The 23,778-nt window shown below is 64.0% G+C and carries 20 protein-coding genes; 9 read left to right on the forward strand and 11 right to left on the reverse strand.

Features of this window, described 5'->3' with window-relative positions:
- Positions 1–60: 60 nt before the first annotated feature.
- Positions 61–1,956, reverse strand: coding sequence for a phosphodiesterase DibA (dibA, locus tag EJA05_RS27125; RefSeq protein ID WP_125861021.1), 1,896 nt, complete (start codon positions 1,954–1,956; stop codon positions 61–63).
- Between the two features lie 150 nt (positions 1,957–2,106).
- On the opposite strand from dibA, the gene desA reads away from it, so the two are divergent.
- A complete protein-coding gene (desA, locus tag EJA05_RS27130) occupies positions 2,107–3,291 on the forward strand; it encodes a delta-9 fatty acid desaturase DesA (protein WP_125861023.1) in 1,185 nt (394 codons plus the stop codon).
- A 139-nt stretch (positions 3,292–3,430) separates the two neighbouring features.
- A complete protein-coding gene (locus tag EJA05_RS27135) occupies positions 3,431–4,420 on the forward strand; it encodes a GGDEF domain-containing protein (RefSeq protein ID WP_125861025.1) in 990 nt (329 codons plus the stop codon).
- Positions 4,421–4,458: 38 nt separating this feature from the next.
- On the opposite strand, the gene EJA05_RS27140 is transcribed toward EJA05_RS27135, so the two are convergent.
- The 6 genes from EJA05_RS27140 to EJA05_RS27165 form a co-directional block, all read right to left on the reverse strand.
- Positions 4,459–5,238: a hypothetical protein gene (locus tag EJA05_RS27140; RefSeq protein ID WP_125861028.1), complete on the reverse strand. Its 780-nt coding sequence runs from the start codon at positions 5,236–5,238 to the stop codon at positions 4,459–4,461.
- 135 nt (positions 5,239–5,373) lie between these two features.
- Positions 5,374–6,711, reverse strand: coding sequence for a response regulator (locus EJA05_RS27145; RefSeq protein WP_125861030.1), 1,338 nt, complete (start codon positions 6,709–6,711; stop codon positions 5,374–5,376).
- 133 nt (positions 6,712–6,844) lie between these two features.
- Positions 6,845–8,122, reverse strand: coding sequence for a 4-aminobutyrate--2-oxoglutarate transaminase (gabT, locus tag EJA05_RS27150; RefSeq protein ID WP_125466006.1), 1,278 nt, complete (start codon positions 8,120–8,122; stop codon positions 6,845–6,847).
- Between the two features lie 189 nt (positions 8,123–8,311).
- On the reverse strand, positions 8,312–9,754 hold the full coding sequence (gene gabD, locus EJA05_RS27155) for an NADP-dependent succinate-semialdehyde dehydrogenase (RefSeq protein WP_125466007.1): 1,443 nt from the start codon (positions 9,752–9,754) through the stop codon (positions 8,312–8,314).
- 320 nt (positions 9,755–10,074) lie between these two features.
- Entirely contained in the window at positions 10,075–11,748 is a 1,674-nt protein-coding gene (locus EJA05_RS27160) for an aryl-sulfate sulfotransferase (RefSeq protein WP_125861032.1), read from the reverse strand.
- Positions 11,749–11,765: 17 nt separating this feature from the next.
- The gene (locus EJA05_RS27165; protein ID WP_407692087.1) at positions 11,766–14,138 is read right to left on the reverse strand and encodes a TonB-dependent receptor; all 2,373 of its coding nucleotides are present in this window, start codon (positions 14,136–14,138) and stop codon (positions 11,766–11,768) included.
- A gap of 155 nt (positions 14,139–14,293) precedes the next feature.
- Here EJA05_RS27165 and EJA05_RS27170 point away from each other — a divergent pair, with 155 nt between their 5' ends.
- Positions 14,294–15,208, forward strand: coding sequence for a LysR family transcriptional regulator (locus EJA05_RS27170; RefSeq protein ID WP_110992061.1), 915 nt, complete (start codon positions 14,294–14,296; stop codon positions 15,206–15,208).
- Here the strand turns inward: EJA05_RS27170 and EJA05_RS27175 are convergent, their stop codons facing one another.
- Entirely contained in the window at positions 15,209–15,661 is a 453-nt protein-coding gene (locus tag EJA05_RS27175) for a YaiI/YqxD family protein (protein ID WP_110992060.1), read from the reverse strand.
- Positions 15,662–15,787: 126 nt separating this feature from the next.
- A complete protein-coding gene (locus EJA05_RS27180) occupies positions 15,788–17,716 on the reverse strand; it encodes a cytochrome c/FTR1 family iron permease (protein ID WP_125861036.1) in 1,929 nt (642 codons plus the stop codon).
- Between the two features lie 295 nt (positions 17,717–18,011).
- Here EJA05_RS27180 and EJA05_RS27185 point away from each other — a divergent pair, with 295 nt between their 5' ends.
- The 6 genes from EJA05_RS27185 to EJA05_RS27210 all read left to right on the forward strand — a co-directional run bounded on the left by EJA05_RS27185 (position 18,012) and on the right by EJA05_RS27210 (position 22,889).
- Positions 18,012–19,403 (forward strand): COG3014 family protein, encoded by a 1,392-nt coding sequence (locus EJA05_RS27185; RefSeq protein WP_125861038.1) that lies wholly within the window; start codon positions 18,012–18,014, stop codon positions 19,401–19,403.
- Between the two features lie 15 nt (positions 19,404–19,418).
- A complete protein-coding gene (locus EJA05_RS27190; RefSeq protein ID WP_125861040.1) occupies positions 19,419–19,775 on the forward strand; it encodes a YcfL family protein in 357 nt (118 codons plus the stop codon).
- A 21-nt stretch (positions 19,776–19,796) separates the two neighbouring features.
- On the forward strand, positions 19,797–20,384 hold the full coding sequence (gene lpoB, locus EJA05_RS27195; protein ID WP_125466012.1) for a penicillin-binding protein activator LpoB: 588 nt from the start codon (positions 19,797–19,799) through the stop codon (positions 20,382–20,384).
- A 3-nt stretch (positions 20,385–20,387) separates the two neighbouring features.
- Entirely contained in the window at positions 20,388–21,131 is a 744-nt protein-coding gene (locus EJA05_RS27200; protein ID WP_125861042.1) for a penicillin-binding protein activator LpoB, read from the forward strand.
- Positions 21,132–21,293: 162 nt separating this feature from the next.
- Positions 21,294–21,890 (forward strand): DUF6088 family protein, encoded by a 597-nt coding sequence (locus EJA05_RS27205; RefSeq protein WP_125861044.1) that lies wholly within the window; start codon positions 21,294–21,296, stop codon positions 21,888–21,890.
- A gap of 147 nt (positions 21,891–22,037) precedes the next feature.
- A complete protein-coding gene (locus tag EJA05_RS27210) occupies positions 22,038–22,889 on the forward strand; it encodes a nucleotidyl transferase AbiEii/AbiGii toxin family protein (protein WP_267285402.1) in 852 nt (283 codons plus the stop codon).
- A gap of 55 nt (positions 22,890–22,944) precedes the next feature.
- Here the strand turns inward: EJA05_RS27210 and EJA05_RS27215 are convergent, their stop codons facing one another.
- Both EJA05_RS27215 and EJA05_RS27220 read right to left on the reverse strand, forming a co-directional pair.
- Complete coding sequence (locus EJA05_RS27215) at positions 22,945–23,196, reverse strand: DUF3077 domain-containing protein (protein WP_125861046.1); 252 nt, start codon at positions 23,194–23,196, stop codon at positions 22,945–22,947.
- Complete coding sequence (locus EJA05_RS27220; RefSeq protein WP_125861048.1) at positions 23,193–23,453, reverse strand: hypothetical protein; 261 nt, start codon at positions 23,451–23,453, stop codon at positions 23,193–23,195. The genes EJA05_RS27215 and EJA05_RS27220 overlap by 4 nt, the downstream gene beginning before the upstream one ends.
- Positions 23,454–23,778: the final 325 nt, after the last annotated feature.

The following is a 23,778-nucleotide window of genomic DNA, read 5'->3' on the forward strand; positions in this document are numbered from 1 at the left end:
GACTGCGCATAACCTGTGGGAGCGGCGGTTCGCCGCTGCGATTTACCCGCGAAGAGGCCATCAGCCCCAATGCAAATCATCAGCTGGCACCGGCCGCCCGAACCAGTACCCCTGCCCCAGCTGGCACTGCTGCTCCAGCAGGAAGCGCGCCTGCTCGGCCTGCTCGATGCCTTCGGCGTGCACCTGCATGCCCATGCTGCGCGCCAGGGCGATGATCACCCGCACAATGGCAATGTCGTCATCGTCGAAGGGCAGGCCCGCGACGAAGCCCTGGTCGATCTTCAGTTTCTGCACCGGCAGGCGTTTGAGGCGCAGCAACGAGGAGTAGCCGGTGCCGAAATCGTCGATGGCCAGGGTCAGCCCCAGCTCGCGCAGGCGGTGCAGCTGCTCCAGCGCCACTTCCGGGTCTTCCATCACCGCGCTTTCGGTGACTTCCAGCTCCAGCAACGACGGGTCGAGGCCGGTGTCGTGCAGCACATCGGCCACCTGCCGATACAGCTCGCGCTGGCTGAACAGGCGGCTGGAAATGTTGACTGCGACGAACGCCAGCACCCGGCCGTCCTGCTGCCACTGCACCATCTGCCGGCAGGCCTGGCGCAACACCCAGGCGTCGATCTCGGCGATCAGCCCGGTGCGCTCGGCAATCGGAATGAACTCCCCCGGCGGCACCAGGCCCCGCTGGGGATGCTGCCAGCGCACCAGCGCTTCGACGCCGATCATCTTCGCGTTGAACAGGTCGTACACCGGCTGGAAGAACACCCGCAGTTCCTCCTGTTCCAGCGCACGGCGCAACTCGCCGGCGGTCTCGACCCGGTGCTGGGCGTGGGCGGTCAGCTCCTCGGTGTACAGCGCGTAGCAGGCGCGGCCGCTGCTCTTGGCCTTGAACAGCGCCGAGTCGGCGTTGCGCAGCAGCTGTTCGGCGCTCAGCGCATCGCTGGGGAACAGGCTGATGCCAATGCTGGCACTGATGAACAGGCGGTGGTCGTCGAACGTGAAGGGCTCACGCAAGCGCTCGATGATGCTCTGCGCCAGCTTGCCGGCCTGGCCGACCTGCTGGCAGTTCTCGGCCAGCACGCCGAATTCGTCGCCGCCCAGGCGTGCCAGGGTGACGCCACTGCCCACCACTTCGCGCAGGCGTTCACCCACCAGCTTCAGCAGCTGGTCGCCGATGGTGTGGCCAAGGCCGTCGTTGATGCTCTGGAAATGATCGAGATCGAGCAACAGCAAGGCGCAACCGCGTTTGTTCAGTTGCGCGGCAGCCAGCGCCTGCTCGGCACGGTCGTTGAACAACAGACGGTTGGGCAGGCCGGTCAGCGGGTCGTGATGGGCAAGGTAGGCGAGCTCCTGCTCGGTGTGCTTGATCGCGCTGATGTCGCTGAACACCGCCACATAGTGGCTGAGCTCGCCGCTGTCGTCGCGAATGGCGCAGATGGTCTGCCATTGCGGGTAGATCTCGCCGCTTTTGCGGCGGTTCCAGATCTCGCCGCTCCACTCGCCCTTCGCGTTGAGCGCGGCGTAGATCTGTTGGTAGAACGGCGCGCCATGGCGGCCAGACTTGAACTTGCTCGGGCGCTGGCCGATGACCTCGTCCTGCTGATACCCGGTGATGCGCATGAAAGCCCGGTTAACGTGCACGATCAGGCCGTTGCGATCGGTCACCAGCACGCCTTCGAGGGTGCTGTCGAACACCGCCGCGGCCATGCGCAGGCGTTCGCGGTCTTCGCTGCGCAGGCGTGCACCGATGCCGATGAAGTTCAACAGCCGGGCGCGCGAGACGAAGATCAGCAAGGCACTGAGCAGCACCCAGACCACCACATTGATCTGCCGGCCCACGGTCAGCGCCAGCGGGTCCTCGGACATGCTCTGCAAGACCAGCTCCGACAACGCCAGCCAGAGGATCGAAAGCAGCAGGTAGAGCCCGGCCATACGCAAGGCGTCGCGAACGGAAACAGACATGTCGGGTCGGTGAGCCCATGGAAAATGAGGGGGCATTATAAAGGCTGAAACACCCTGTGACTTCCTATCAAAAAGGCCGACTGGTTTTATTTGCCTGCCAAGGGATAATGCCAGCGCTGTTCCCCTGTGTTTGCGAGGGTTTTTCCCGCTATGTGGTACTACGGTTTGCTCGATCTGTCGGCCTGGCAACTGGTCGCCGTCACCCTGCTGATGACCCATGTGACCATCGTCAGCGTCACCATCTACCTGCACCGCTACTCTGCGCACCGGGCGCTGGAGCTGAATGCAGGCCTCAAGCATTTCTTCCGTTTCTGGCTGTGGCTTACCACTGCGCAGAACACCCGCGAGTGGACCGCCATCCACCGCAAGCACCACGCCAAGTGCGAAACCCCTGACGACCCGCACAGCCCGCTGCACAAGGGCCTGGGCACCGTGCTGCGCAAGGGCGCCGAACTCTATCGCGAAGAGGCGCGCAACGAAGAGACGCTGCGCATCTATGGCAAGAACTGCCCGGACGACTGGATCGAGCGCAATCTCTACACGCGCTACAAGCTCGGCGGCATCGCCCTGATGGCGGTCATCGACCTGCTGCTGTTCGGCACCATCGGCATCACCATCTGGGCGGTGCAGATGATGTGGATTCCGTTCTGGGCCGCCGGCGTGGTCAACGGCCTCGGCCACGCGGTGGGCTACCGCAACTTCGAATGCCGCGACGCCGCCACCAACCTGGTGCCCTGGGGCATCATCATTGGCGGCGAGGAGCTGCACAACAATCACCACACCTACCCCAACTCGGCCAAGCTCTCGGTACGCCGCTGGGAGTTCGACATGGGCTGGATGTGGATCCGCCTGCTGAGCATGCTGCGCCTGGCCAAGGTGCAGCGGGTGGCGCCCATCGCCCATCGGGTCGAGGGCAAAGCATCGCTGGACATGGACACTGCCATGGCCATCCTCAACAACCGATTCCAGATCATGGCCCAGTACCGCAAGCTGGTGATCGGCCCCTTGGTCAAACAGGAACTGGAGAAGGTCGACGCCTCGGTGCGCCACCGCTTCCGCCGCGCCAAACGCCTGCTGTCGCGTGAGACCAGCTTGCTGCAGGACCGTCATCACGTGCGCATCGAATCGATGCTGGCGCACAGCCAGTCACTCAAGACCATCTACGAGAAACGCCTGGCACTGCAGCAGATCTGGGCGCGCACCAGCGCCAACGGCCACGACATGCTCGCTGCCATGAAGGACTGGGTGCACGAGGCCGAGGCCAGCGGTATTCAGTCACTGCGTGATTTCGCCGCCCAACTCAAGACCTACTCGCTGCGCCCCACAGGCACCTGATAGCCGTTGATCGGCATGCCCCGCAATGGGGCATGCCGCCCGGAACTTCCCTCCCCGATACCACTCCAACGCGGCACATCGTCCGCGTGGCGGGCCGGTTCGTGGCCGCACGCCCCACGTCGAGAACCGTTTCGTGCACATGGCCAAAGACCTCCCGCCCACGTTTACCGACCCTCCCCGCCCCGAAGCGGCCCAGACGCTGCTCGCCCTGCTGCATGCCCAAGGCGAAGTGGCCCGCCTGAGCGAGCGCGAGCAGCTCTATTCATCGCTGCTCGACAGCGTCAACGCCGTGCTCTGGGCCTTCGACTGGGAAACCCGCCAGGTGCTCTATGTCAGCCCGGCCTACGAACGCCTGTTCGGTCGCCCGGCCAGCCTGGTGCTGGCCGACTACAACGAGTGGCGCGACGCCATCTACCCGGACGACCTCGAATACGCCGAGCGCAGCCTGGCCCAGGTGCTGGTCAAGGGTACCGTCGAGGACCGCGAGTACCGCATCCTCAATGGCGCCGGTGAAGTGCGCTGGGTCAGCGACAAGTGCTACATCAATCAGCAGCGCGAGGGTGATCAGCGGGTGATCATCGTCGGCATCGCCGAGGACATCACCGAAAAGAAGCAGCTCGAAGGCGAGTTGCATCGCCTGGCCACCACCGATGTACTCACGCAAAGCAGCAACCGCCGGCACTTCTTCGAATGCGCCCAACAGGCGTTCGACAATGCCCGGATACATGGCACGCCGCTGGCATTCCTGCTGCTGGACATCGATGACTTCAAGCTGATCAACGACAGTTATGGGCACCAGGAAGGCGACCAGGTACTGCAGCGCATCGCCGACAGCGGCAAGGCCGTGCTAAGGCGTGGCGACCAGTTCGGGCGGATCGGTGGTGAGGAGTTCGCCGCAGTGTTCCCCGGCTGCACTGCGCAGATGGCCGAGCAGATCGCCGAGCGCCTGCAGCGGGAGATCCAGTGCCTGAGTTTCAGCCACGGGCAGCAGACTTACGGCGTGACCGTTAGCCAGGGGCTGACCGGGCTGACTGATGAGGACGAAACGCTCGACAGCCTGTTCGCCAGAGCTGACGCGGCGATGTACCGCGCCAAGCGGCAGGGCAAGAACCAGATCGTAAAAGGCTGACCGGTTACCCGCCCGTAATGTGCAGCAAGTAGCTCATTTCATTTCGTAACGGCTAAGAGCCACTCGTAATCGATCCGGCCGCTACGTGGCCCGGCCATCACACCTCCAGGCTCTTTCTCCCGGCCCTCCCTGAACGCGACATCGAGAATATGACGCTCCAGATCGGTGATTTCGCCCGCAAGGGCGTCAGCTTCGGCAGTGTATCGCTTGATCAATGCAGCCTTCCTGGAACTTGTTGAATAGTTCATGGGTACCTCTGATATCTGGATAGTGGTCTGTTCATCAATCGCCCCTAGCGGCTTCACAAGACGGCCGGCAGGATCACGCACGAAACCAAGGGATAAGTACAAAGATTCGACACCCGGGTCGGGTTGTTGAACCTCGATTCGCGAGTACCTGAGCATCCGTGCGTATTCAATAACGGCCAACACCAACAGCGAGGCCACCAGGCCTCTCAATGGATTCTTCGGGCCTGGTTTGCCCTCCAGCAGAATGATCTTGATGCAGTGATTGCTTCTGCGGGGGCTGGCGTAGCAGAGACCGCAGAGCACATGCTCAGACCACAACGAAACGTCGAATCCCTTGAGATCTCGATCAGCCCAGCGTGAAACCTCCTCCCAGGGAAAGTGGTGAGTCTGCTCGTCCCAGGACTGCAAAGCTTCGATCGCCATGCTTCCAATAGGCTCGAAACGCACCTTTTCAACGTCGAGCTCAGCACCAGGCGTGCAGAACCTATTGGAGAATGCTTCATGGGCGAGTATTCGCGCCCTGGAACGACAGACCTGATAGCGCAGTTCACGGTATCTGTACGTATTCATCCTCAGGCGCAACCTCCCTGCCATTCCGTTGGTGGAGTGGCTGGAAAACTACGCCTGAAGTACTTCCATGGATACGAACGGACGTCCGCAACACCTGTAGGACCGATCCCAAGCCTGATGCAACCGCTGCGCGGCTCAGGCCTGGCGATCGTCTCCGTCCACGGGCTCGGCATCTGCTGCGGGAGTTACCAGCAAATCAACCTCCGGCTCACTCTCGTCGGCTTGTGCGGCCTGGCGCTCCGCCTCCTCCCGGGCCACCGCTTCGGGGTCCACCTTGCGCAACCGCGTCAACTCCGGCAACCCCAGCTTGAGCAACCGTGCCGTCTTGCCGCTGGCGACCTTTTCCAGCCCTTCGCTGGGTCTGAGCCGCGCCAGCTGGCCGGCCAGGCTCATGGCCAGGATCTCCCGCGAGTAAACACCGCCGCCCAGCTGATACACCGCAGCGATCAGCTCGCGCAGGTTCAGCGGCAAGCGCCAGCGGGTGCGCAGCGCCGAGCCGAACGGCGCGCCGAATTCGTTGAGCGACAACTGAACCTGGTCTTCATCCAGTTCGCCGCCCGCCAAGCGCCACTCCTGCAAGGTGCGAAGCACCGCCAGATCACCCAGGCAATGCAACAGCCCCGCGCAGTAGCAACGGCCTTCGTCCACCTCGAGCATGCGTGCCAGGGTGCGGCCGTACTCGGCGGTGTGCAGGGAAAAGTCCCAGTAACGGGCAGCGTGCCGCGCCAGCAAGGGGTCGCTCAAGCGCGCACTGCGCTTGAGCGTCAGGCCCAGAATGAGGTTCATGCTCTGGGTGCTGCCGAGCTTGTTCAGCGCTTGCATCAACGTCTGCACCGGCGCATCGCGGTGCATCGCGGCACTGTTGGCGGCGGCGATCAGTACCCCGGTGATCTGCGGGTCGTTGCGCACCTCCTCCTCGAGCACCTTGAGGTTCAGGCCCTCGGGGTTGAGGGCGCGCTTGATCGCCACCTGCACGTCGGCGAACAGCGGGCCGCCGTCGGCAGTAGCACGGCGCTGTTCGAGGAAGGCCGACAGCTTGAGCCCCGGCGGCAGCGCCGGGACCGGGCAGGCAATCTGCTCGCCGACATGCACCAGCAGGTCTTCCAGGCGCTTGCGCAGGTTATCCAGGTCGAGCGGTTTGCTCAGGTAGGCGGTGGGGTGCAGTGGCAACGCCTCGCGCACACTGGCGGTATCGGTGCGGTTGCTCATGAGGATGAACGGCATACCCGACTGTTCGCCCTGCTTGCGTACCTTGCGCAGCAGGTCGAGGCCATCGAGCCCGGCGAGTTCGCGGGCAGCGATGATCAGGTCGGGCTTGGTTGCCAGCGCGCTCAGCGCCTGGGGGCCATCGGCACAGACGTGCAAGCGTGCATCGCAACGCACGCTGAGCAGCATTTCGCTGAGCATGTCACGCACCCAAGGGTCGCCCTCGGCAATCAAGACACAAGGGGGGATGGGGTCGGCGGCGCTCATGAGCGAGTCTCCTGGTAATGGCGCGCGATCCTTCGCAGCTTCCACGGAATCCTCGTACAACCTTAGCGCCTGAAGCCGACAAACGGCATAAAAAAAACCCGCCTAGGCGGGTTTTTTCTGAAGCGTGTCACACTCAGGCGAGTTCGGCGAAGCACTCTTCGATGATCGCCAGGCCTTTGTCCAGCAGTGCGTCTTCGGCGGTCAGCGGCACCAGGATGCGCAGGACGTTGCCGTAGGTACCGCAGGACAGCAGGATCAGGCCCTTGTCACGCGCCTTGGCGACAACCTGGCCAACGGCGGCAGCGTTCGGGGTGTGGGTACCCTTCTCGAACACTTCCACAGCGATCATCGAACCCAGACCGCGGACGTCGCCGATGATCGGGTACTTCTTCTGGATTTCACGCAGGCCAGCGGTCAGGCGCTCGCCGACAGCCTTGCTGCGATCCAGCAGTTTCTCTTCCTCGAACACTTCGATTACGGCCAGGGCCGCAGCGCAAGCGATCGGCGAACCGGCGTAGGTGCCGCCCAGGCCGCCTGGGGCGATGGCGTCCATGTACTCGGCCTTGCCGCACACACCGGCCAGCGGGAAGCCGCCAGCGATGGACTTGGCGAAGGTGGTCAGGTCAGGCGCAACGCCCATCTGCTCCATGGCGAAGAAGGTGCCGGTACGGCCAGCGCCGGTCTGCACTTCGTCGGCGATCAGCAGGATGCCGTGCTGGTCGCACAGGGCGCGCAGGCGCTTCATCAGCTCTTTCGGCGCTGGCAGGAAGCCGCCTTCGCCTTGTACCGGCTCGAGGATGATCGCGGCGATGTCGCGCGGCTCGGCGTCGTTCTTGAAGATGCGCTCGACCGAAGCGATGGCGTCGTCAACGCTGACACCGTGCAGCTCGCTCGGGAACAGGGCGCGGAAGATGCCGCCCGGCATCAGGCCCATGCCAGCGGAGTACGGCACAACCTTGCCGGTCAGGCCCAGGGTCATCATGGTACGGCCGTGGTAACCACCGGTGAAGGCGATCACGCCAGCGCGGCCGGTGGCGGCACGGGCGATCTTGACGGCGTTCTCGACAGCTTCGGAGCCGGTGGTGACCAGCAGGGTCTTCTTGTCGAAGTCACCTGGGACCAGCTTGTTGATCTTCTCGCACAGCTCGACGTAAGGCTCGTAGGCCAGCACCTGGAAGCAGGTGTGGCTGACCTTGGTCAGTTGCTCTTGCACGGCCGCGACCACTTTCGGGTGCAGGTGGCCGGTGTTCAGTACTGCGATGCCGCCGGCGAAGTCGATCAGTTCGCGGCCTTCAACGTCGATCACCGTCGAGTTCTTCGCGGTATCGACGAAGATCGGGTGAATCTGGCCAACGCCACGTGGGACGGCGGCGACACGGCGTTGCATCAAGGATTCGTTGGTCTTGCTCATAATGCCCTCATTCGCGCCGACTCTGACGGCGCTGTTATTCGGGGGTGGCTGGGTGTGTTCACGTTCAGTATTCGTTGATCGACTGTCGTGAACGCCCTGGCCACCAGGTACTGCGGTGTCAAAAAGACCAGCGAGGCGTCGCTCTCGCGCCCCGCTGGCAGAGGTAAATACTGCTCTGTCAGTCAGCGATCAGACGCTGATGCACAGGTATTTGATTTCGAGGTAGTCCTCGATGCCGTACTTGGAACCTTCGCGGCCCAGGCCCGAGGCCTTGATACCGCCGAACGGCGCGACTTCGTTGGAGATCAGGCCGGTGTTGATACCAACCATGCCGTATTCCAGGGCCTCGGCAACACGGAACACACGGCTCATGTCGCGGGCGTAGAAGTACGAGGCAAGGCCGAACTCGGTGTCGTTGGACATGGCGATGACTTCGGCCTCGTCCTTGAAGCGGAACAGCGGCGCCAGCGGGCCGAAGGTCTCTTCTTTAGCGACAGCGGCGCTCGATGGCACGTCGACCAGGATGGTCGGTTCGAAGAAGTTGCCTTCGATCAGCTTGCCACCGGACAGCACCTTGGCACCTTTGGAGACGGCGTCTTCGATGTGTTCCTGGACCTTGGCGACAGCCTTGCCGTCGATCAGCGGGCCAGTGGTGGTGCCTTCTTCCAGGCCGTTACCGATCTTCAGCTTGGCCACGGCGGCCTTGAGCTTCTCGGCGAACGCCTCGTAGACGCCGTCCTGCACGTAGATACGGTTGGCGCAGACGCAGGTCTGGCCGTTGTTGCGGTACTTGGAGATGATCGCGCCCTCGACCGCCTTGTCCAGGTCGGCGTCGTCGAACACGATGAACGGCGCGTTGCCGCCCAGCTCCAGGGAAACCTTCTTGATGTCCTTGGCGCATTCTTCCATCAGCTGGCGACCGATTTCGGTCGAGCCGGTGAAGGACAGCTTGCGTACCAGGGAGTTGCCGGTCAGCTCGGAGCCGACTTCGCCGGCGCTGCCGGTGATCACGCTGAGCACGCCAGCCGGGATGCCGGCACGGGTGGCCAGCTCGACCAGGGCCAGGGCGGAGTAAGGGGTCTGCGAAGCAGGCTTGAGCACCATGGTGCAACCGGCGGCCAGGGCCGGGCCGGCTTTACGGGTGATCATCGCGGCCGGGAAGTTCCACGGGGTGATGGCCGCGGTAACGCCGATCGGCTGCTTGATGACGATCAGGCGCTTGTCTGGCTGGTGGCCTGGGATGACATCGCCGTAGACACGCTTGGCTTCTTCGGCGAACCACTCGATGAACGAAGCGGCATAGGCGATTTCGCCCTTGGCTTCGGCCAGCGGCTTGCCCTGCTCGGTGGTCATCAGGCGGGCCAGGTCGTCCTGGTGCTCGATCATCAGCTCGAACCAGCGGCGCAGCTTGCCGGCACGCTCTTTGGCGGTCAGTGCGCGCCAGGCCGGCAGCGCCTTGTCGGCGGCCTCGATGGCGCGGCGGGTTTCAGCGGCGCCCATCTTCGGCACGGTACCGATCACTTCGCCGGTGGCCGGGTTGGTCACCTTGATGGTCTGACCGCTGTCCGCATCCAGCCATTCACCGTTGATGAAGGCTTGCTGGCGGAACAACTGAGCGTCTTTGAGCTGCATGTCGGCTTCCCTTAACTGCGCTGCGGCACGGCGCGGCGCGAATTATTGATTGTTGAAAAGGCGCCCCCATGCGGGGGCGGCCGTCAGGAATTCGTGTACCCGGGTGTTCGACGCCTGGGTGCTGAGCGTTTGAAATCTCAAACGGAATGCTAAGCGGGGGCTGGGGTGTTGGACAATAGGCTGTTCGAAAAAAAGAACGAATGGTCGGAATTCAGATCAGCGGAAACGCATCGCGGGGCAAGCCCGCTCCCACGCAGTCTGTGCAATGACTGCGTGGGAGCGGGCTTGCCCCGCGATTAGGGCCCCGAAAGGTTAGCCCGTCAGAACGCCTTGTCGAGATCGATCACCAACGCCCGATAACCCACACTCCCCGGCTGGCGGCTGTGCACTTTCAACTCCACCACCACCTCCTGGCTCCCTCGGCGCACTTCATTGAGCACCGTGGTGGTGAGCTTCTCGGGCGTCAGGTAATTCACCGACGCGGAATAGATGAACTGGGTGTCGGTGTCCGCCCGGTAGGCCACCACCGAAGTGATCGGGCTGTACCACTCATCCCCTCGCTCCTTGCCGTACTGCCACACCTGCTCGACCGTGCCCTTGGCCTCGTCGACCTTGTACTCCACCGCCCGGCTGTAGTTGCCGCTGAGTTTGGTCGAGGCAAAATCCCGGCCCCAGCCATTGTCGAACACGGTCAGCGTGCCGTAGCCGGTCAGCCAGGCGGTGTGCTGGGTCCACGACCATTCGAAGCCCTCGCCCACCGGCTTGAGCACTTTGTCCTGCAAATGCGCAGGCCAGCCCTGGGGCGCGGCGAGAATCCACTTCACCTGCTTGTCGCGGCCGATCTTCACTACACCCTGGTGCCGTGCTGAAACGATGATGCTGTCGTCATCGGCGTCGTAGTCGATGGCATTGACGTGCGCCCAGTTGCGCCCGGTGCCCACCCCCGGGGTGTCGCCGAACGGCAGGTCGCCCTCGGCCAGCTCGTTGGCCAGACGGTCGTCCTGTTTCTGCACGCCATCCGGCAGCTGGATCGCCGCTTTGCCCAGGGTTTCCAGCAGCTCGCCGCGGTAGGGGTCGAGGATCTGGTTGAGGTCCCAGAAGTCCAGCACGTCACCGGCCTCGCTGACCTCGATGATGTGGTCGCGGATCGAGCGCACGCGCTTGCCGTCCGGGCGCCGGTAGTCGCTGGTACCTACCCGCAGCAAGTAGGTGCCGTTGGGTGTCTCGCGGATCTCGTGGGAGAAGTCGGCGAACTTGTCCGGCAAGTTGCGCTGCCAGACGCGCCGGCCGAGCAGGTCGTACTTGGAGTAGGTCTGGCCCTGGCCCCAGATCAGTTTGCCGTCGCGGGTCTGGTGGAAGCCCATGGTGCCGCCCAGGCCATCGCGGTGGTTGGAGTCGTGGATCTGCTCGATGTCCAGATACCAGCGCACATCGCCGTTGCTGTCGGCGATCCAGTTGTTGCCCACCGAATCCCACTCGGCAGCGCCGCCCAGGCCGTTCCACTTGAAGGCGCGCCCGCCGGGGATGTCCGCCAGCAGGTGGTTGAACAGGTACAGGCGCTGTTCGAAGCCTGGGGCGACCGTGACCGGCTCGACCTCGGGCAGGGCTGCCGTCTGCTTGGCCACCACCGGCAGGCGCACTGCCGGGGCATAGATTTCATAGCGTTCGCGGATGCGCTCACCGTCGAGCTTGTAGCTCACCTCCACTTGGTTGACGTGGTCGGGGTACAGGCCGAACACCGGGATGCCGCCGTAGGTCCACAGCGAGCGCTCGGACACGTCGTAGCTGATGGCCACACCGCGCTCGCCACGCCCCAGCACGCGCACATGGGCGGCGCTCAGGCTGCGGCCACCGTCGCGGATGATCGCGGTCAGCGGCGCCAGGCGGTAGGGGTTGACCACCACGTCGCCGAGCAAGGCTTGGTTGCGCTCGGGCACCTTGGCGGTCAGGCAGGCGCCTTCAGGCAGGTCGTGCGGTTGGGTCTTGGCATTCATGGCAAAGCTCCTTGTGCTCAGAAGTCGTAACGGGCGGTGGCGCCCACGGTGCGCGGGGTGCCCAGCACGCCGGCATAGCCGCCATTGGCGGAGTTCCACAGGCTGGTGAAGTAGGTCTTGTCGCCGGCGTTCTTCACCCACAGCGACAGGTCGAGCACGCCGTCGCCCTGGTCCAGGCGCACGCCGGTGGAGAGGTTGACGATGCCGTAGCTGGGGATCTGCCCGTAGTCGGAGTCGTCGATGGTGCCCACCGCTTTCGAGCGGAAGGCGTAGCTGGCGGTGACGTAGGGTTCGATCCGCTCGCCGAGCTGCCACTTGTACTGGCCGTTGAGGTTGGCGATGTACTTGGAGGCGCCGACCACCTGGTGGCCGGACAGATCGCAGGTGGCCGTGGCGCTGGCCAGGCTCACCTCCGGCGGGCACGGGGCATCGTCGTACTCGGTGTAGCGCACGTCGTTCCACGAACCGTTGACGTTGAGCGTCAGGCCGCGCACCGTCAGGGCCGTGGCTTCGAACTCCAGGCCCCGCGAGCGCACGCTGCCGGCGTTGGCCAGGTACTGCACGCGGTTGATCTGGTCGTAGACGTTGGCCTGGTAGCCGTGCACCTCGGTCCAGAACAGGTTGCTGTTGAGCTGCAGGCGGCCGTCCAGCAGGGTGCTCTTGACCCCCAGTTCGGCGTTGTTGGCGCGCTCGGTGCCCACCAGCAGCGAATCGGTGCCCAGCCGTGGCGCCGCGCCGACGGTGAGGTTGACCCCGCCGGACTTCTCGCCGTGGGACAGGCTGGCATAGCCGAGCACTTGATCATTGAAGCGATAGCTCAGGCTGAGCAACCCGGAAGGGGCAAAGCTGTACTGGTTGAGGTCACCCGAGTCATAGGCGCCCACCCTGCCCTGACGGGCTGCGGCCGCCGCACCGGTGACTGCCGCGCCCCCGAAGGGTGCATCGCGGGTCACCCAGGCGCTCTTCTCTTCATAGGTGCCGCGCACCCCGGCGGTGAAGTCCAGGCGCTCGGTGAGGTGCCAGGTGCCCTGGGCAAACAGGGCGTAGCTGTCGGTGTCGATATGGCCGTTGCCGATCGTGGTGACGTTGGCCAGGGCGCCGGCCGGGGTCAGGTTCCAGATATCCGCCTGCGGGCCGTTGTAGGTGAACGACTTGTTGTCCAGGTCCTGCTTGAAGTAATAGGCACCGAGCACGTAGTCGAAGAACTCCCCCGTTGGCGAGGCCAGGCGGATTTCCTGCGAGTACTGCTTGTCGCGCACCGACACCCCGGCGTTGTAGAACACCGGCACATTCAGGCCGTCATCGTTGCGCGGGGTGAAGTCCCACCAGCGGTAGGCGCTGATGGAGGTCAGGGTGAAGTCGTTGGGCAAGGTCCAGTTGGCCTCCACCGAGGTGCCGCCCTGGAACACCTTGACCATCTGGTCGGCGTCGAAATTGACCTTGCGGTCCTTGCCCGATACCAGCGTGGCGCCGGCCTGGCGGGCCAGGCTTTCGTAGCGGTTCACCCCATTGATGGTCGGCCCGGTGCTGTACAGGCTGAGCACGCCGTTGTCGGAGTCCTCTTCGTTGTACTCGCCGATCCAGCGCAGGTTGAAGGTTTCGCTGGGCTTGAACAGCAGCTGGGTACGAAAGCCCTGGCGCTTGCCGCCGTTGAGGTCGTGGCCGTTGTAGATGTTCTTCACATAGCCGTCGTCCTCGGTGTGGTAGGCGCTGATACGCCCGGCGAGGGTGTCGGTCAGCGGCCCGGAGAAACTGCCCTGGGTCTGCCAGTAGCCGTCCTCGCCCAGCGACGACTGCACGCTGCCCTCCTGGTGGAAGGTCGGCTTGCGGGTGGTGATGTTCAACACCCCGGCGGTGGTGTTCTTGCCGAACAGCGTGCCCTGTGGGCCACGCAGGACCTCCAGTTGCTCCACATCGAGCAGGTCGAACACCGCCATGCCCGGGCGCCCCAGGTAGACGTTGTCCAGGTACACGCCGACGCTGCCTTCCAGGCCATCGCTGGCCGGGTTGTTGCCCAGCCCACGGATCGAGATGCTCGACTGGCGCGCATGTACATAAGACACGTTGGTGCTCGGCACCAGTTGCTGGATGTCCTGCACCCGATAGATACGCTGGGTTTCCAGGGTTTCGCTGCTCAGCACGCTGATCGGCGTGGGTACGCTCTGCGCGCTCTCTTCGCGGCGGCGGGCATTGACGGTCACGGTGCCAAGCTTGGCGTCCTGCTGGGCGACGGGGGTGGCCGCGGCCGGCTCTTCGGCAAAGCTGCTGCCGGCAGCGGCCAGCAGCAGGCCGGCGGCCAGGGGTTGCAGGGCGAACAGCGACGCGCGTAACGGCCTTGGGGAAAGTCGGGACATGCAAATGCTCCTGGAGGCATGGGCCCTGGCGAGCATTTCCGTTGGCGGAACCGAATCGCGGTCAGAGGGGCTTTATTCTTTTAGGTGATATAAATATTTGTAATTCATATTTTGTGGAATAAGTGACTCCCTTTATAAGGTTCACAACCCTTCCCAGCAATTGCATTCCACCGAAAGTTTCCATGTAGAAAATGCATATCGACCTGCGCCAACTCCGCCACTACATCGCCCTTGTCGAGCACCGCAGCTTCGTCGCCGCGGCGGCCGCGGTGAACCTCTCGCAATCGGCCTTCAGCCGCAGCATCCAGACGCTCGAACATAACGTCGGCTGCCGCCTGGTCGACCGCGCCAGCAAGGAGCTGGCACCGACTCGCCAGGGCCTGCTGGTGCTGGAGCACTCACGGCGGCTGGTGCACGGCGCGCACAACCTGGTCAACGAGATCAATCAGTTCAATGGCGCCACCACGGGCGTGGTGCGCTTCGGCTCGGGGCCGGCGCCGGCGGGCGGGCTGGTGCCCCGGGCGGTGGCGCGCTTCGTCGCCGAATACCCGGCGGCGCGCACCTGCTTTCAGGTGGACAACTGGCAGGCATTGAACCGCCGCCTGATGGCCGAGGAAATCGAGTTCTTCGTCGCCGATACCCGCCAGTTCGAAGCAGACCCGGATTACCAGGTGCACAAACTGACGCCGCAACGCTGGCATTTCTGCTGCCGCGCCGGGCACCCGCTGACCGCGCAGGCCGAGGTGCGTGCGCGGGACCTGTTCGACTACCCGCTGGCGACGACTTTCCGCCCGCCCAACATCCGCAAGATCCTCAGCGACCTCAGCGGTCGGCAGGATTTTTTACCCAGCGTGGAATGCGAGCATGGCTACGCGCTGCTCAACGTGGTGCAGCACTCGAACACCATCGGGATCGCCTGCAGCGCCAACCTGCAGCCATACCAGCGCGAGGGGGGGCTGGTGGCGCTGAAACTGTCGGACCTGGCGCCCGAGCAGGAAGAGGCATGCTACACCCGCTATGGGGTGGTCAGCCGGGTGGGGTATGGTTTGTCACAACTGGCGCAGGGGCTGGTCAGGCAACTGATCGCCTGCGACAGCGCCATGTGATCAGCGCTTGGCCAAACGGCCGAGGATTCGATCCAGCGCGTTGGCAAACGCCTGCTTTTCCCGCTCGCCATAAGGTGCCTGGCCACCGCCCACCTGCCCCTGCTCGCGCAGCTCGGTGAACAGGTTGCGCACCGCCAGCCGGTCGCCCATGTTGCGCTCGTCGAACTCGCGCCCGCGCGGGTCCAGCGCCGCCACGCCCTTCTTGATCAGGCGATCGGCCAATGGCACGTCGCTGCAGATCACCAGCTCGCCGGGCACGGCATTGTCCACCAGATAATCGTCGGCCGCGTCCATGCCGCTGGGTACCACGATCAGCCGCACGCAGGCGAAGGCCGGCTTGATCTGCGGCTGCCCGGCCACCATCACCACCTCCAGCTTGCGCTTGAGGGCGAACTTGACGATCAGGTCCTTGGCCGCCTTGGGGCAGGCGTCGGCATCGATCCATATACGCATTTGGTTTGTTCCTGTGTGTCTCGAACGGCCATTGTCGCAGGTCTGGCCCCATCGCTGGCAAGCCAGCTCCCACAGGGTTCAGCGCTGACCCTGTGGGAGCTGGCTTGCCAGCGATGGGGCCAACACCTATGCCGCCGCCCGGCGCTTCTCGGCCAGCCGGCTACGCCCATACAGGAACACGATCGCCAGCAACGCCAGCGCCTGTGCGCCCAGCGAGTAGGCATCGGCATGAATGCCCAGCCAGTCGAACTCGAAGAACGCCACCGGCCGTGTACCCAGCACGCCGGCCTCCTGCAGCGCCTTGACGCCATGCCCGGCAAAAATCACCGACAACGCGCACAGCAAGGCCGCGTTGATGCTGAAGAACAGCGCCAACGGCAATTTCGCCGAGCCGCGCAGGATCACCCAGGCCAGGCCCACCAGCAGCACCAGCGCCGTGGCACCGCCCGCCAGCACCGCCTGGTGCCCGGCAGGTCCCGCCTGCAGCCACAGGGTTTCGTAGAACAGGATCACTTCGAACAGCTCGCGGTACACCGAGAAGAACGCCAGCAGGGCAAAACCGAAGCGCCCGCCACCGCTGACCAGGCTGCTCTTGATGTAGTTCTGCCAGGCGGCGGCGTGGCGGCGGTCGTGCATCCACACGCCCAGCCACAACACCATCACCGAGGCGAACAGCGCCGTGCAGCCTTCAAGCAGCTCGCGCTGGGCACCGCCCACGTTGATCACATAGGCCGCCAGGGCCCAGGTGGCGAAGCCGGCCACCAGCGCCAGGCCCCAGCCGATGTTGACGCTGCGCACCGCCGACTGCTGGCCGGTGTTACGCAGGAAGGCCAGCAGCGCCGCCAGCACCAGGATCGCTTCCAGGCCCTCGCGCAGCAGGATCAGCAGGCCGGAGATGTAACTCAGCGACCAGCTCAGGCCATCGCTGCCCAGCAGTTTGGAGGCTTGCTTGAGTTTGGCCTTCGCGGCATCCAGGCGTTGTTCGGCCTGGGCCAGCGGCAAGCCGTCCTGCAGCGACTGACGGTAGGCCATCAGCGACTTCTCGGTGTCCTTGCGCACCTGCGCGTCGATATTGTCGAGGGAGCTTTCGACCAGCTCGAAGCCTTCCAGGTAGGCCGCCACCGACAGGTCGTAGGCCTGGTCGTGGTCGCCGGCGCGGTAGGCCGCCAGGCTCTTGTCCAGGGTGCTGGCGGTGTAGTCGAGCAACTGCGCCGGGCCACGCTTGGCCTGCGGCGGCTTGGCACGCTGGGCACGGAAGGCCGCCACGGCATCGGGGCCCTCTTTTTCAGCCACTTCGGCGGGCGTCTGGCGGGCCAGGTCGGCAATGTTCCAGGCCTTGTCGCCCATGGCCACCTGCGGGTCGGCGCTGAAGCTGGCGATATAGGCCGCCACGTCCCAGCGCTGACGCTCGTCGAGCTGGTCGGCGAACGATGGCATCTCGGTGCCTTCGATCCCCAGGCCAAGGGTGTTGTACAGGTCGTACAGGCTCAGTTGGTCCAGCCGCGCAACGTTGCGCAGGTTGGCCGGTGCCGGCTCCAGGCCCAGGCCGGCCGGGCCGTCACCCAGCCCGGTATCACCGTGGCAGATCGAGCAGTTCTGCGCGTACAGCGCCGCACCGCGGGCCGGGTCGGGGGTGATGATCGGCGCCTGGCTGACCTCGTAGGCCACCGCCAGGCGGGCACCCAGCTGGCGGGCCTGGCGGGCGACACCAGCACCCTCCTGGCGCTGCTCGATGGCCTGGCGCAGCCCCAGCACACCCTGTTCCAGCGCCGCGCGCTCGGGGTTGTCCGGCAGGCCCTTGACCAGTTCGGCCAGTACCCCGCTGAACTCCTGCTGCTCGCGGTATTCGCTGGTGTCCACCACCTTGCCGTCACGCACCGTCGGTGGGTAATCGGCGCCAATGTAGTCCAGCAGATGCAGGGCCTTGGTCGCATCGGCGGGGGCCTCTGCCTGCGCCAGGGCGCTGCACAGCAGCAGCACCGGGGCGAGCAGCACGGCAAGCAGGCGGGAACGGGAATTCATGGCCAGTCTCGATGTAAATACGAAAGCGAACATTGTTCACTTCCACTCTGTATCCCTCAAGCTTCAGGGGCAGATTTCATGAAAAATCTTGCTACAAAATCTCGCGGCATCCTCGCCGTCCTCGCCAGGATCTTTACGACGGCGGGCCTGTCACAAGAGCAGTAAAGGCACATGGCCATTAAAACGCCGCCACTTTGCGTATAATGCCGCCCATTCGTAATAGCCATTGGCAATCAATGTGCCTTTACCCAAAGGATCTGGCCCGGCCAGAGGGCCCCGCCGCCCCGCTACAGCGGCTGCAACATGCTCCAGGGAATGAAAACCTCCGATGGCACCCCGCGTCCTGATCCTGGCAACCCTCTTCACCCTCCTGCAACTCAGCGGCTGCTCGGTGTTTCGCAGCTACGACAGCGAAATGCAGGCAACCAACCAGCAACTGGCCGCGGGCAATGTCGACGCCGCGCTGGCCCTGCTGGAAAGCCACAACACCCGCGAACAGAAGGACCTGCTCTACTACCTGGAGAAAGGTGAACTGCTGCGCTCGAAGGGCGACCTGGCAGGCAGCCAGGCAGCCTGGCGCTCGGCCGACAGCGTGGTAGTGCAGTGGGAAGAGGCTGTGCGCCTGGACACCGACAAGTACCTCAGCCAGTTCGGCAGCTACGTGGTCAACGACAAGGTCCGCCGCTACGAAGGCTACGACTACGAAAAAGTCATGCTGACCACGCAGATGGCCCTGAACCTGCTGGCCCAGAACGACTTCGACGGTGCCCGCGTGGCGATCCGCAAGAGCCACGAACGCGAAGCGATCATCGCCGAGCTGCGCGACAAGGCGTACCTCAAGCGCGAAGAGCAGGCACAGGAAGACGGCATCAAGACCGAAGTCGCCGACCTCAAGGGCTATCCGGTCGCCACCCTCGACGCCCCCGAGGTGGTCAACCTCAAGAACAGCTACCAGAGCGCCTTCAGCCACTATCTGGCCGGCTTCGTCTACGAGGCCCTGGGCGAAAAAGGGCTGGCCGCGCCGGGATACCGCATGGCCGCCGAGCTACGCCCGAAAACACCCCTGCTGGAGCAGGCCCTGCTGCAACTGGACGGCAACAGCGCCACCCCGGCAGAGAGCGACGTGCTGTTCGTGGTGCAGAGCGGCCTGGCGCCAGCACGCGATTCCATGAGCATCCCCCTGCCCCTGGTGATCGATGAAAACCTGGTGATTACCCCGCTGTCGTTCCCGATCATTCGCGAAGACCGCTCCACCGCGCACCTGGATGCCCTGCAGCTCGACGGCAGGCCCCTGGCCCTGACCTTGCTCAACAGCACCAGCGCCATGTCGCGCCGGGCCTTGCGCGATGACATGCCCGGCATCATCCTGCGCACCAGCGCGCGCGCCGTCTCGCGCACCTTGGCGCAGAAGAAGCTGAACGAGAAGGACCCGCTGGCCGGCCTGATCTTCGGCATCGCGTCGATGGTGCTGGAGAATGCCGATACCCGCACCTGGCGCACCCTGCCCGACCAGACCCAAGTGGCCCGCCTGCGGCTGAAGCCCGGCGAGCACCAACTGAGCCTGCCGGCCGTACTGGGCGGGGCCTCGATCAACGTGAAGATCGACCGCCCCTATCAAGTGGTCAGCCTGCGCGTGGTCGGCAACCAGGTGTTCGCCAGCGGCCCGGCCGTCCAGGTCGCGCCCACCACCACGGCCGCCACCGTGGTCAGCCTCAAGTAACCTCAAGGATCGAACATGCGCAGAACCTGCCTCGCCCTGCTCACCGCCGCCTTGCTGGCCGGTTGCTCCAACACCGAAACCGCCGCCAGCAAGGTCGTGACCATGGGCCAGCTGGACGATATCGAAGTCCATCAGATGCGGGTCGCCCGCGAGAATGGCTTCCTCACCGTCAACGTGGCGCTGAACAACACCAGCCGCAGCAACCAGACCCTGTTCTATCGCTTCGCCTGGCTGGACGACAGCGGCTTCCCCGTGGCCGACGAAGAAAGCTGGAAGGCCCTGCCGCTGTATGGCAAGCAGGCCAAGTTCCTGCCCGCCATCGCGCCGACCCCCAAGGCCACCGACTTCCGCTTCGAAGCCCACACCCGGTAACCCCTTTCAGGAGCACCCTGCATGTTTGCACGCCTTTCCCTCGCCGCCGTCGCCATCGCCCTGGTCAGCGGCTGCAGCACCCCGTCGCCGGTCCTCGGCGGCAAGAACATCAGCTACGGCGACAGCAAGGCGGTCGAGCTGATCACCAACGAGTTCGGCTCCACCGACCTGCAGATGATCGCCGAGAGCATGACCCGTTCCCTGGCCCAGTCCGGCGTGCTGCGCGGCCGCCCGGTGGTGCAGGTGTACGACGTGAAGAACAAGACCAGCGAGTACATCGATACCCGCGAGATCACCACCACCATCAAGACCCAGCTGATGAAGTCCGGCACCGCCCGCTTCGCCAGCGACAACACCGACATGCAGAGCCAGGTCGACCAGCTCAAGCTGCAGAACCAGAGCGGCCTGTACAAGAAGAACACGGTGGCCAAGACCGGCAACATGATCGCCGCCCGGTATCGCCTGGAAGGCTCGATCAGCTCCATCGTCAAGCGCAGCAGTGACTACAAGGACGTGTTCTACAAGTTCAGCCTGCAGCTGGTCGACGTGGAAAGCGGCCTGGCCGAGTGGATGGACGAAAAAGAAATCCGCAAGACCACGGAGCGCTGACCGATGCGTGCATGGATGGCAGTCATTGGCCTGGCTTGCGCCTTCGGCGCGCAGGCGGCCCCCAAGGTGGCGGTGACCGACCTGGCCTACGAGGCGCAGGTGGAGGAGTACATCCACAGCGTCAACGCCCAGAACAGCGGGCAGTCGAGCATGTACAACGCCAGCCAGTCGTCGAGCTACAGCGAGTACGAAAGCAGCAAGAGTTACATCCAGCAGACCGAGCTGCGCAGGTTTGGCGGCGACATCAAGGGTGAAATCCTCAAGACCGGCATGTTCGAGCTGATCCAGGGCAAGCCCTACACCGCCGAGGCCGAGGAAGACGTGTACGACGTGATCCGCCGGATCAAGAACGGCGCGTTTGCAGGCGCCGACTATGTGCTGTTCGGTACCCTGTCGGACATCGACTTCCAGGAGGACGTCAACGCCCTGGACCACACCGACAGTTATTCGAAGGTGCTGGGGCTGAGCGTGACCGCCGACTTCAGCCTGATCGATACCCGCACCTTGCAGATCACCTCGGCGTTCACCGCCATGGGTGAGGGGCAGGACATCAAGCTGATGAAAAGCCAGGACCGCCGCGTGAGCCTGAACCGCCCGAAGGTGGTGCGCGAAGTGTCGAAGGCGCTGGGGGAAGATGTGGCGCAGCAGTTGGCCGATCAGTTGGGCGGTGTCGGGCCAGGCCAGCCACGCCCGCCACGGTTGCGGGACAAGCTGCCGCCGGATGAGCCGGCGCGGATCTTGAACTGAGCCCTCTGTTAGCGTGAACCAAGCGCCCGGCGCCTTACGGCCCCGGGCGTTTTTTCTGCGCGCTGGCTCATCGAAACATGATGAAACTGCTCAATAGTTACTCAAATGTCAGAAACTCAACTATGCTTCTGACATTCTGCCGTTAGGTTGGCAATGTCGCTCATGAAGAAACTCCCCAAACAGATCCTCGAATTCAGCCAGGCATCACCAGAGGGTGAACTGATCTCGCCTAAACAATTTCTGCATGCGGGCAGCCGCGCCGCTATCGACCAGGCACTATCCCGCCTGGCCAAAGCCGGCCTGCTGATGCGGGTATCCCGGGGCCTGTACGTGGCCCCGGTGAAGAGCCGCTTCGGGACTCGGGCACCAGAGCCGGAACAGGTGATCGACTCGCTGGGCAGGCGGCTCAATGAAGTACTCACGCCCAGCGGTGCCGGTGCAGCCAATGCCCTCGGGCTCACCCAGCAGGTCCCCGTGCGCCAGGTGTTCTTGACCAATGGTCGCCAAAGGACCCTGACGATAGGAAATGCCAAAGTTGCCATTACCCACGCACCGCGCTGGGCAACGAGCCTGGGCGCAACCGCAGCGGGTGATGCTGTTCGGGCCCTGGCTTGGTTGGGAGAGTCGCAGGCCGCCCCGGCTGTCTCCCAACTGCATGAGCAGCTGGCGCACAGCGACTGGCAGCAACTGGTCTGCGCCATCCCTTCCCTGCCTTGCTGGATGGCCGCCTTGATCGGCAAGGAGGCGGCACTTGGCTGAGCACTTCTTCAGCCTTGCAGCGGCAGACCAGAGGGACGCGCTGTTGCAAGCTGCCTCCGATCTGGGTCGCCCTGCCTATTTGCTTGAAAGGATGTATGGGTTGTCTGGGCACTCCACGCACTGTTCGCGTCCGATTCCGGTCAGCACCTGACCTTCAAGGGCGGCACCTCGCTTTCCAAGGTGTACCGCCTGATCGACCGTTTTTCCGAGGATATCGACCTTACCTACGACATCCGCCAGATCATGGATGGGCAAGCGCAAGATGAGCTTCCGGCCAGCCGCGCGCAGGCCAGGCGTTGGAGTGATATTGCACGCGAGCGCCTGCCAGAGCACCTGGCTGCCGTTGTCTGCCCAATGCTCAGGCAGGCCATTGAACGCGATGGCGTACAAGCCGAACTCGTCCACGATGGCGACAGGATCTACCTCAACTATGTAACGCGCACACCTGCAAACATGTATATCCAGCCCCGGGTGATGCTTGAGTTCGGCGCACGTTCCAGCGGCGAGCCAAATGACATGCACACCGTAACCTGCGACATGGCGATTGCCCTGCAAGGTCTGGCGTTCCCTCAAGCAAAGCCTCGCGTAATGAACGTCGCCAGGACCTTCTGGGAGAAGGCAACAGCTGCCCATGTTTACTGCGCACAAGCGCGCCTGAAAGGTGAGCGCTTTGCCCGTCACTGGCATGATCTTGCAGCCATTGCCCGCAGCAGCCATTTCGAAGGAGTCGCCACCAATCGCGAGGTAGCGCAACGTGTTGCCGACCACAAACAGTGGTTCTTCCGAGAGCGCTCGCAGGCCATGGAGTGGATCGACTATCGAACAGCCGTGCAGGGAAACCTGCGTCTGGTTCCCGAAGGTGACGCACGGCTCCAGTTGCAAGACGACTACGGGCGAATGCTTGAAGGCGGCATGTTCGACAGTGAACCAATGGCCTTCGATGCGCTGATGGACGCCTGTGCAGCACTCGAGGCACGCCTGAATGCCACACAGGTTTGAACCATCATTACTGAAGGGCTGAGTGAGGCACTTCAGCTGCCTTTGCCAACACTGATCAGCCAGACCTGTTCACCCCCAGCTCTAGATCGTTGATCAGCGCCTTGGCCATATCGCTCAAGATACGGGCCGCACTTCCCGCCAGCAGGTCCCCTTCCATTTCCGCCTCGGTGGACAGGTGGCGGATACAGCCGAGCAACACCGAGACCTCATCCAGCACCCGCACCAGCGGAATGCCCGGCTGCACGCGGAACAGCTCCAGGCAGGTTTCGCGGCCCTCGGTGATGCAGGTTTTCAGGTCGTCGCTCATGGGCGTGGCTCCTGGGCGCCGTCGCAACGGGCCATCGTGTGTTCGATCAGGGCACGGACCATATCGGTGGCGTAGGCAGCGTTGCTCAGCATGTGCAGGCCCAGGTCGCCGGCGTGCAGTCGGCAGTGTTCGTCCAGGGTTTCGCTCACGCCGCGCAGCAGCTGGCTGGCGTGGGCCAGGGCGTCGGGGGTGGGCAAGTTGGATTGGAGGGTGAAATAGGGGATGAAGCGGGGTGGGTCGGGGACGTGTTTTTTCATGACGAATCTCCGTATGACGTAGTCAGGACTGCCGTCCTCCTCGTCTCACGGATTTGGGTGGCAGTCGTACACGGGGTGAGACCCGGGGCATACGGAAAACCCGGCCAGGCATAGCCTGCCCGTGCACGACCACCATCAAGCGGTGCTTCCGTATGCCAGCCGGGTGTCTCACGCCCGATCGCCGAAAAGCGACCCGAGGACGTTATTCCTGAGGCATTCCACCGACAACATCGAAGCTTCCGCAAGGCGCGTAGGATACGTCCCAAGCCATGCGGAGCTGTAGGATTTGGTTTCATTTTCGGAAATGTCGCACGGGTTTCTGGCA

Origin of the sequence: Pseudomonas oryziphila, from assembly GCF_003940825.1 — a bacterium.
Classification (GTDB): Bacteria; Pseudomonadota; Gammaproteobacteria; order Pseudomonadales; family Pseudomonadaceae; genus Aquipseudomonas; species Aquipseudomonas sichuanensis.

Bases quoted from the DNA above. Each gene is read 5' to 3' on its own strand.
- dibA (WP_125861021.1), bottom strand. From the start codon at position 1,956: ATGTCTGTTTCCGTTCGCGACGCCTTGCGTATGGCCGGGCTCTACCTG.
- desA (WP_125861023.1), top strand. From the start codon at position 2,107: ATGTGGTACTACGGTTTGCTCGATCTGTCGGCCTGGCAACTGGTCGCC.
- EJA05_RS27135 (WP_125861025.1), top strand. From the start codon at position 3,431: ATGGCCAAAGACCTCCCGCCCACGTTTACCGACCCTCCCCGCCCCGAA.
- EJA05_RS27140 (WP_125861028.1), bottom strand. From the start codon at position 5,238: ATGAATACGTACAGATACCGTGAACTGCGCTATCAGGTCTGTCGTTCC.
- EJA05_RS27145 (WP_125861030.1), bottom strand. From the start codon at position 6,711: ATGAGCGCCGCCGACCCCATCCCCCCTTGTGTCTTGATTGCCGAGGGC.
- gabT (WP_125466006.1), bottom strand. From the start codon at position 8,122: ATGAGCAAGACCAACGAATCCTTGATGCAACGCCGTGTCGCCGCCGTC.
- gabD (WP_125466007.1), bottom strand. From the start codon at position 9,754: ATGCAGCTCAAAGACGCTCAGTTGTTCCGCCAGCAAGCCTTCATCAAC.
- EJA05_RS27160 (WP_125861032.1), bottom strand. From the start codon at position 11,748: ATGAATGCCAAGACCCAACCGCACGACCTGCCTGAAGGCGCCTGCCTG.
- EJA05_RS27165 (WP_407692087.1), bottom strand. From the start codon at position 14,138: ATGCTCGCCAGGGCCCATGCCTCCAGGAGCATTTGCATGTCCCGACTT.
- EJA05_RS27170 (WP_110992061.1), top strand. From the start codon at position 14,294: ATGCATATCGACCTGCGCCAACTCCGCCACTACATCGCCCTTGTCGAG.
- EJA05_RS27175 (WP_110992060.1), bottom strand. From the start codon at position 15,661: ATGCGTATATGGATCGATGCCGACGCCTGCCCCAAGGCGGCCAAGGAC.
- EJA05_RS27180 (WP_125861036.1), bottom strand. From the start codon at position 17,716: ATGTTCGCTTTCGTATTTACATCGAGACTGGCCATGAATTCCCGTTCC.
- EJA05_RS27185 (WP_125861038.1), top strand. From the start codon at position 18,012: ATGGCACCCCGCGTCCTGATCCTGGCAACCCTCTTCACCCTCCTGCAA.
- EJA05_RS27190 (WP_125861040.1), top strand. From the start codon at position 19,419: ATGCGCAGAACCTGCCTCGCCCTGCTCACCGCCGCCTTGCTGGCCGGT.
- lpoB (WP_125466012.1), top strand. From the start codon at position 19,797: ATGTTTGCACGCCTTTCCCTCGCCGCCGTCGCCATCGCCCTGGTCAGC.
- EJA05_RS27200 (WP_125861042.1), top strand. From the start codon at position 20,388: ATGCGTGCATGGATGGCAGTCATTGGCCTGGCTTGCGCCTTCGGCGCG.
- EJA05_RS27205 (WP_125861044.1), top strand. From the start codon at position 21,294: ATGAAGAAACTCCCCAAACAGATCCTCGAATTCAGCCAGGCATCACCA.
- EJA05_RS27215 (WP_125861046.1), bottom strand. From the start codon at position 23,196: ATGAGCGACGACCTGAAAACCTGCATCACCGAGGGCCGCGAAACCTGC.
- EJA05_RS27220 (WP_125861048.1), bottom strand. From the start codon at position 23,453: ATGAAAAAACACGTCCCCGACCCACCCCGCTTCATCCCCTATTTCACC.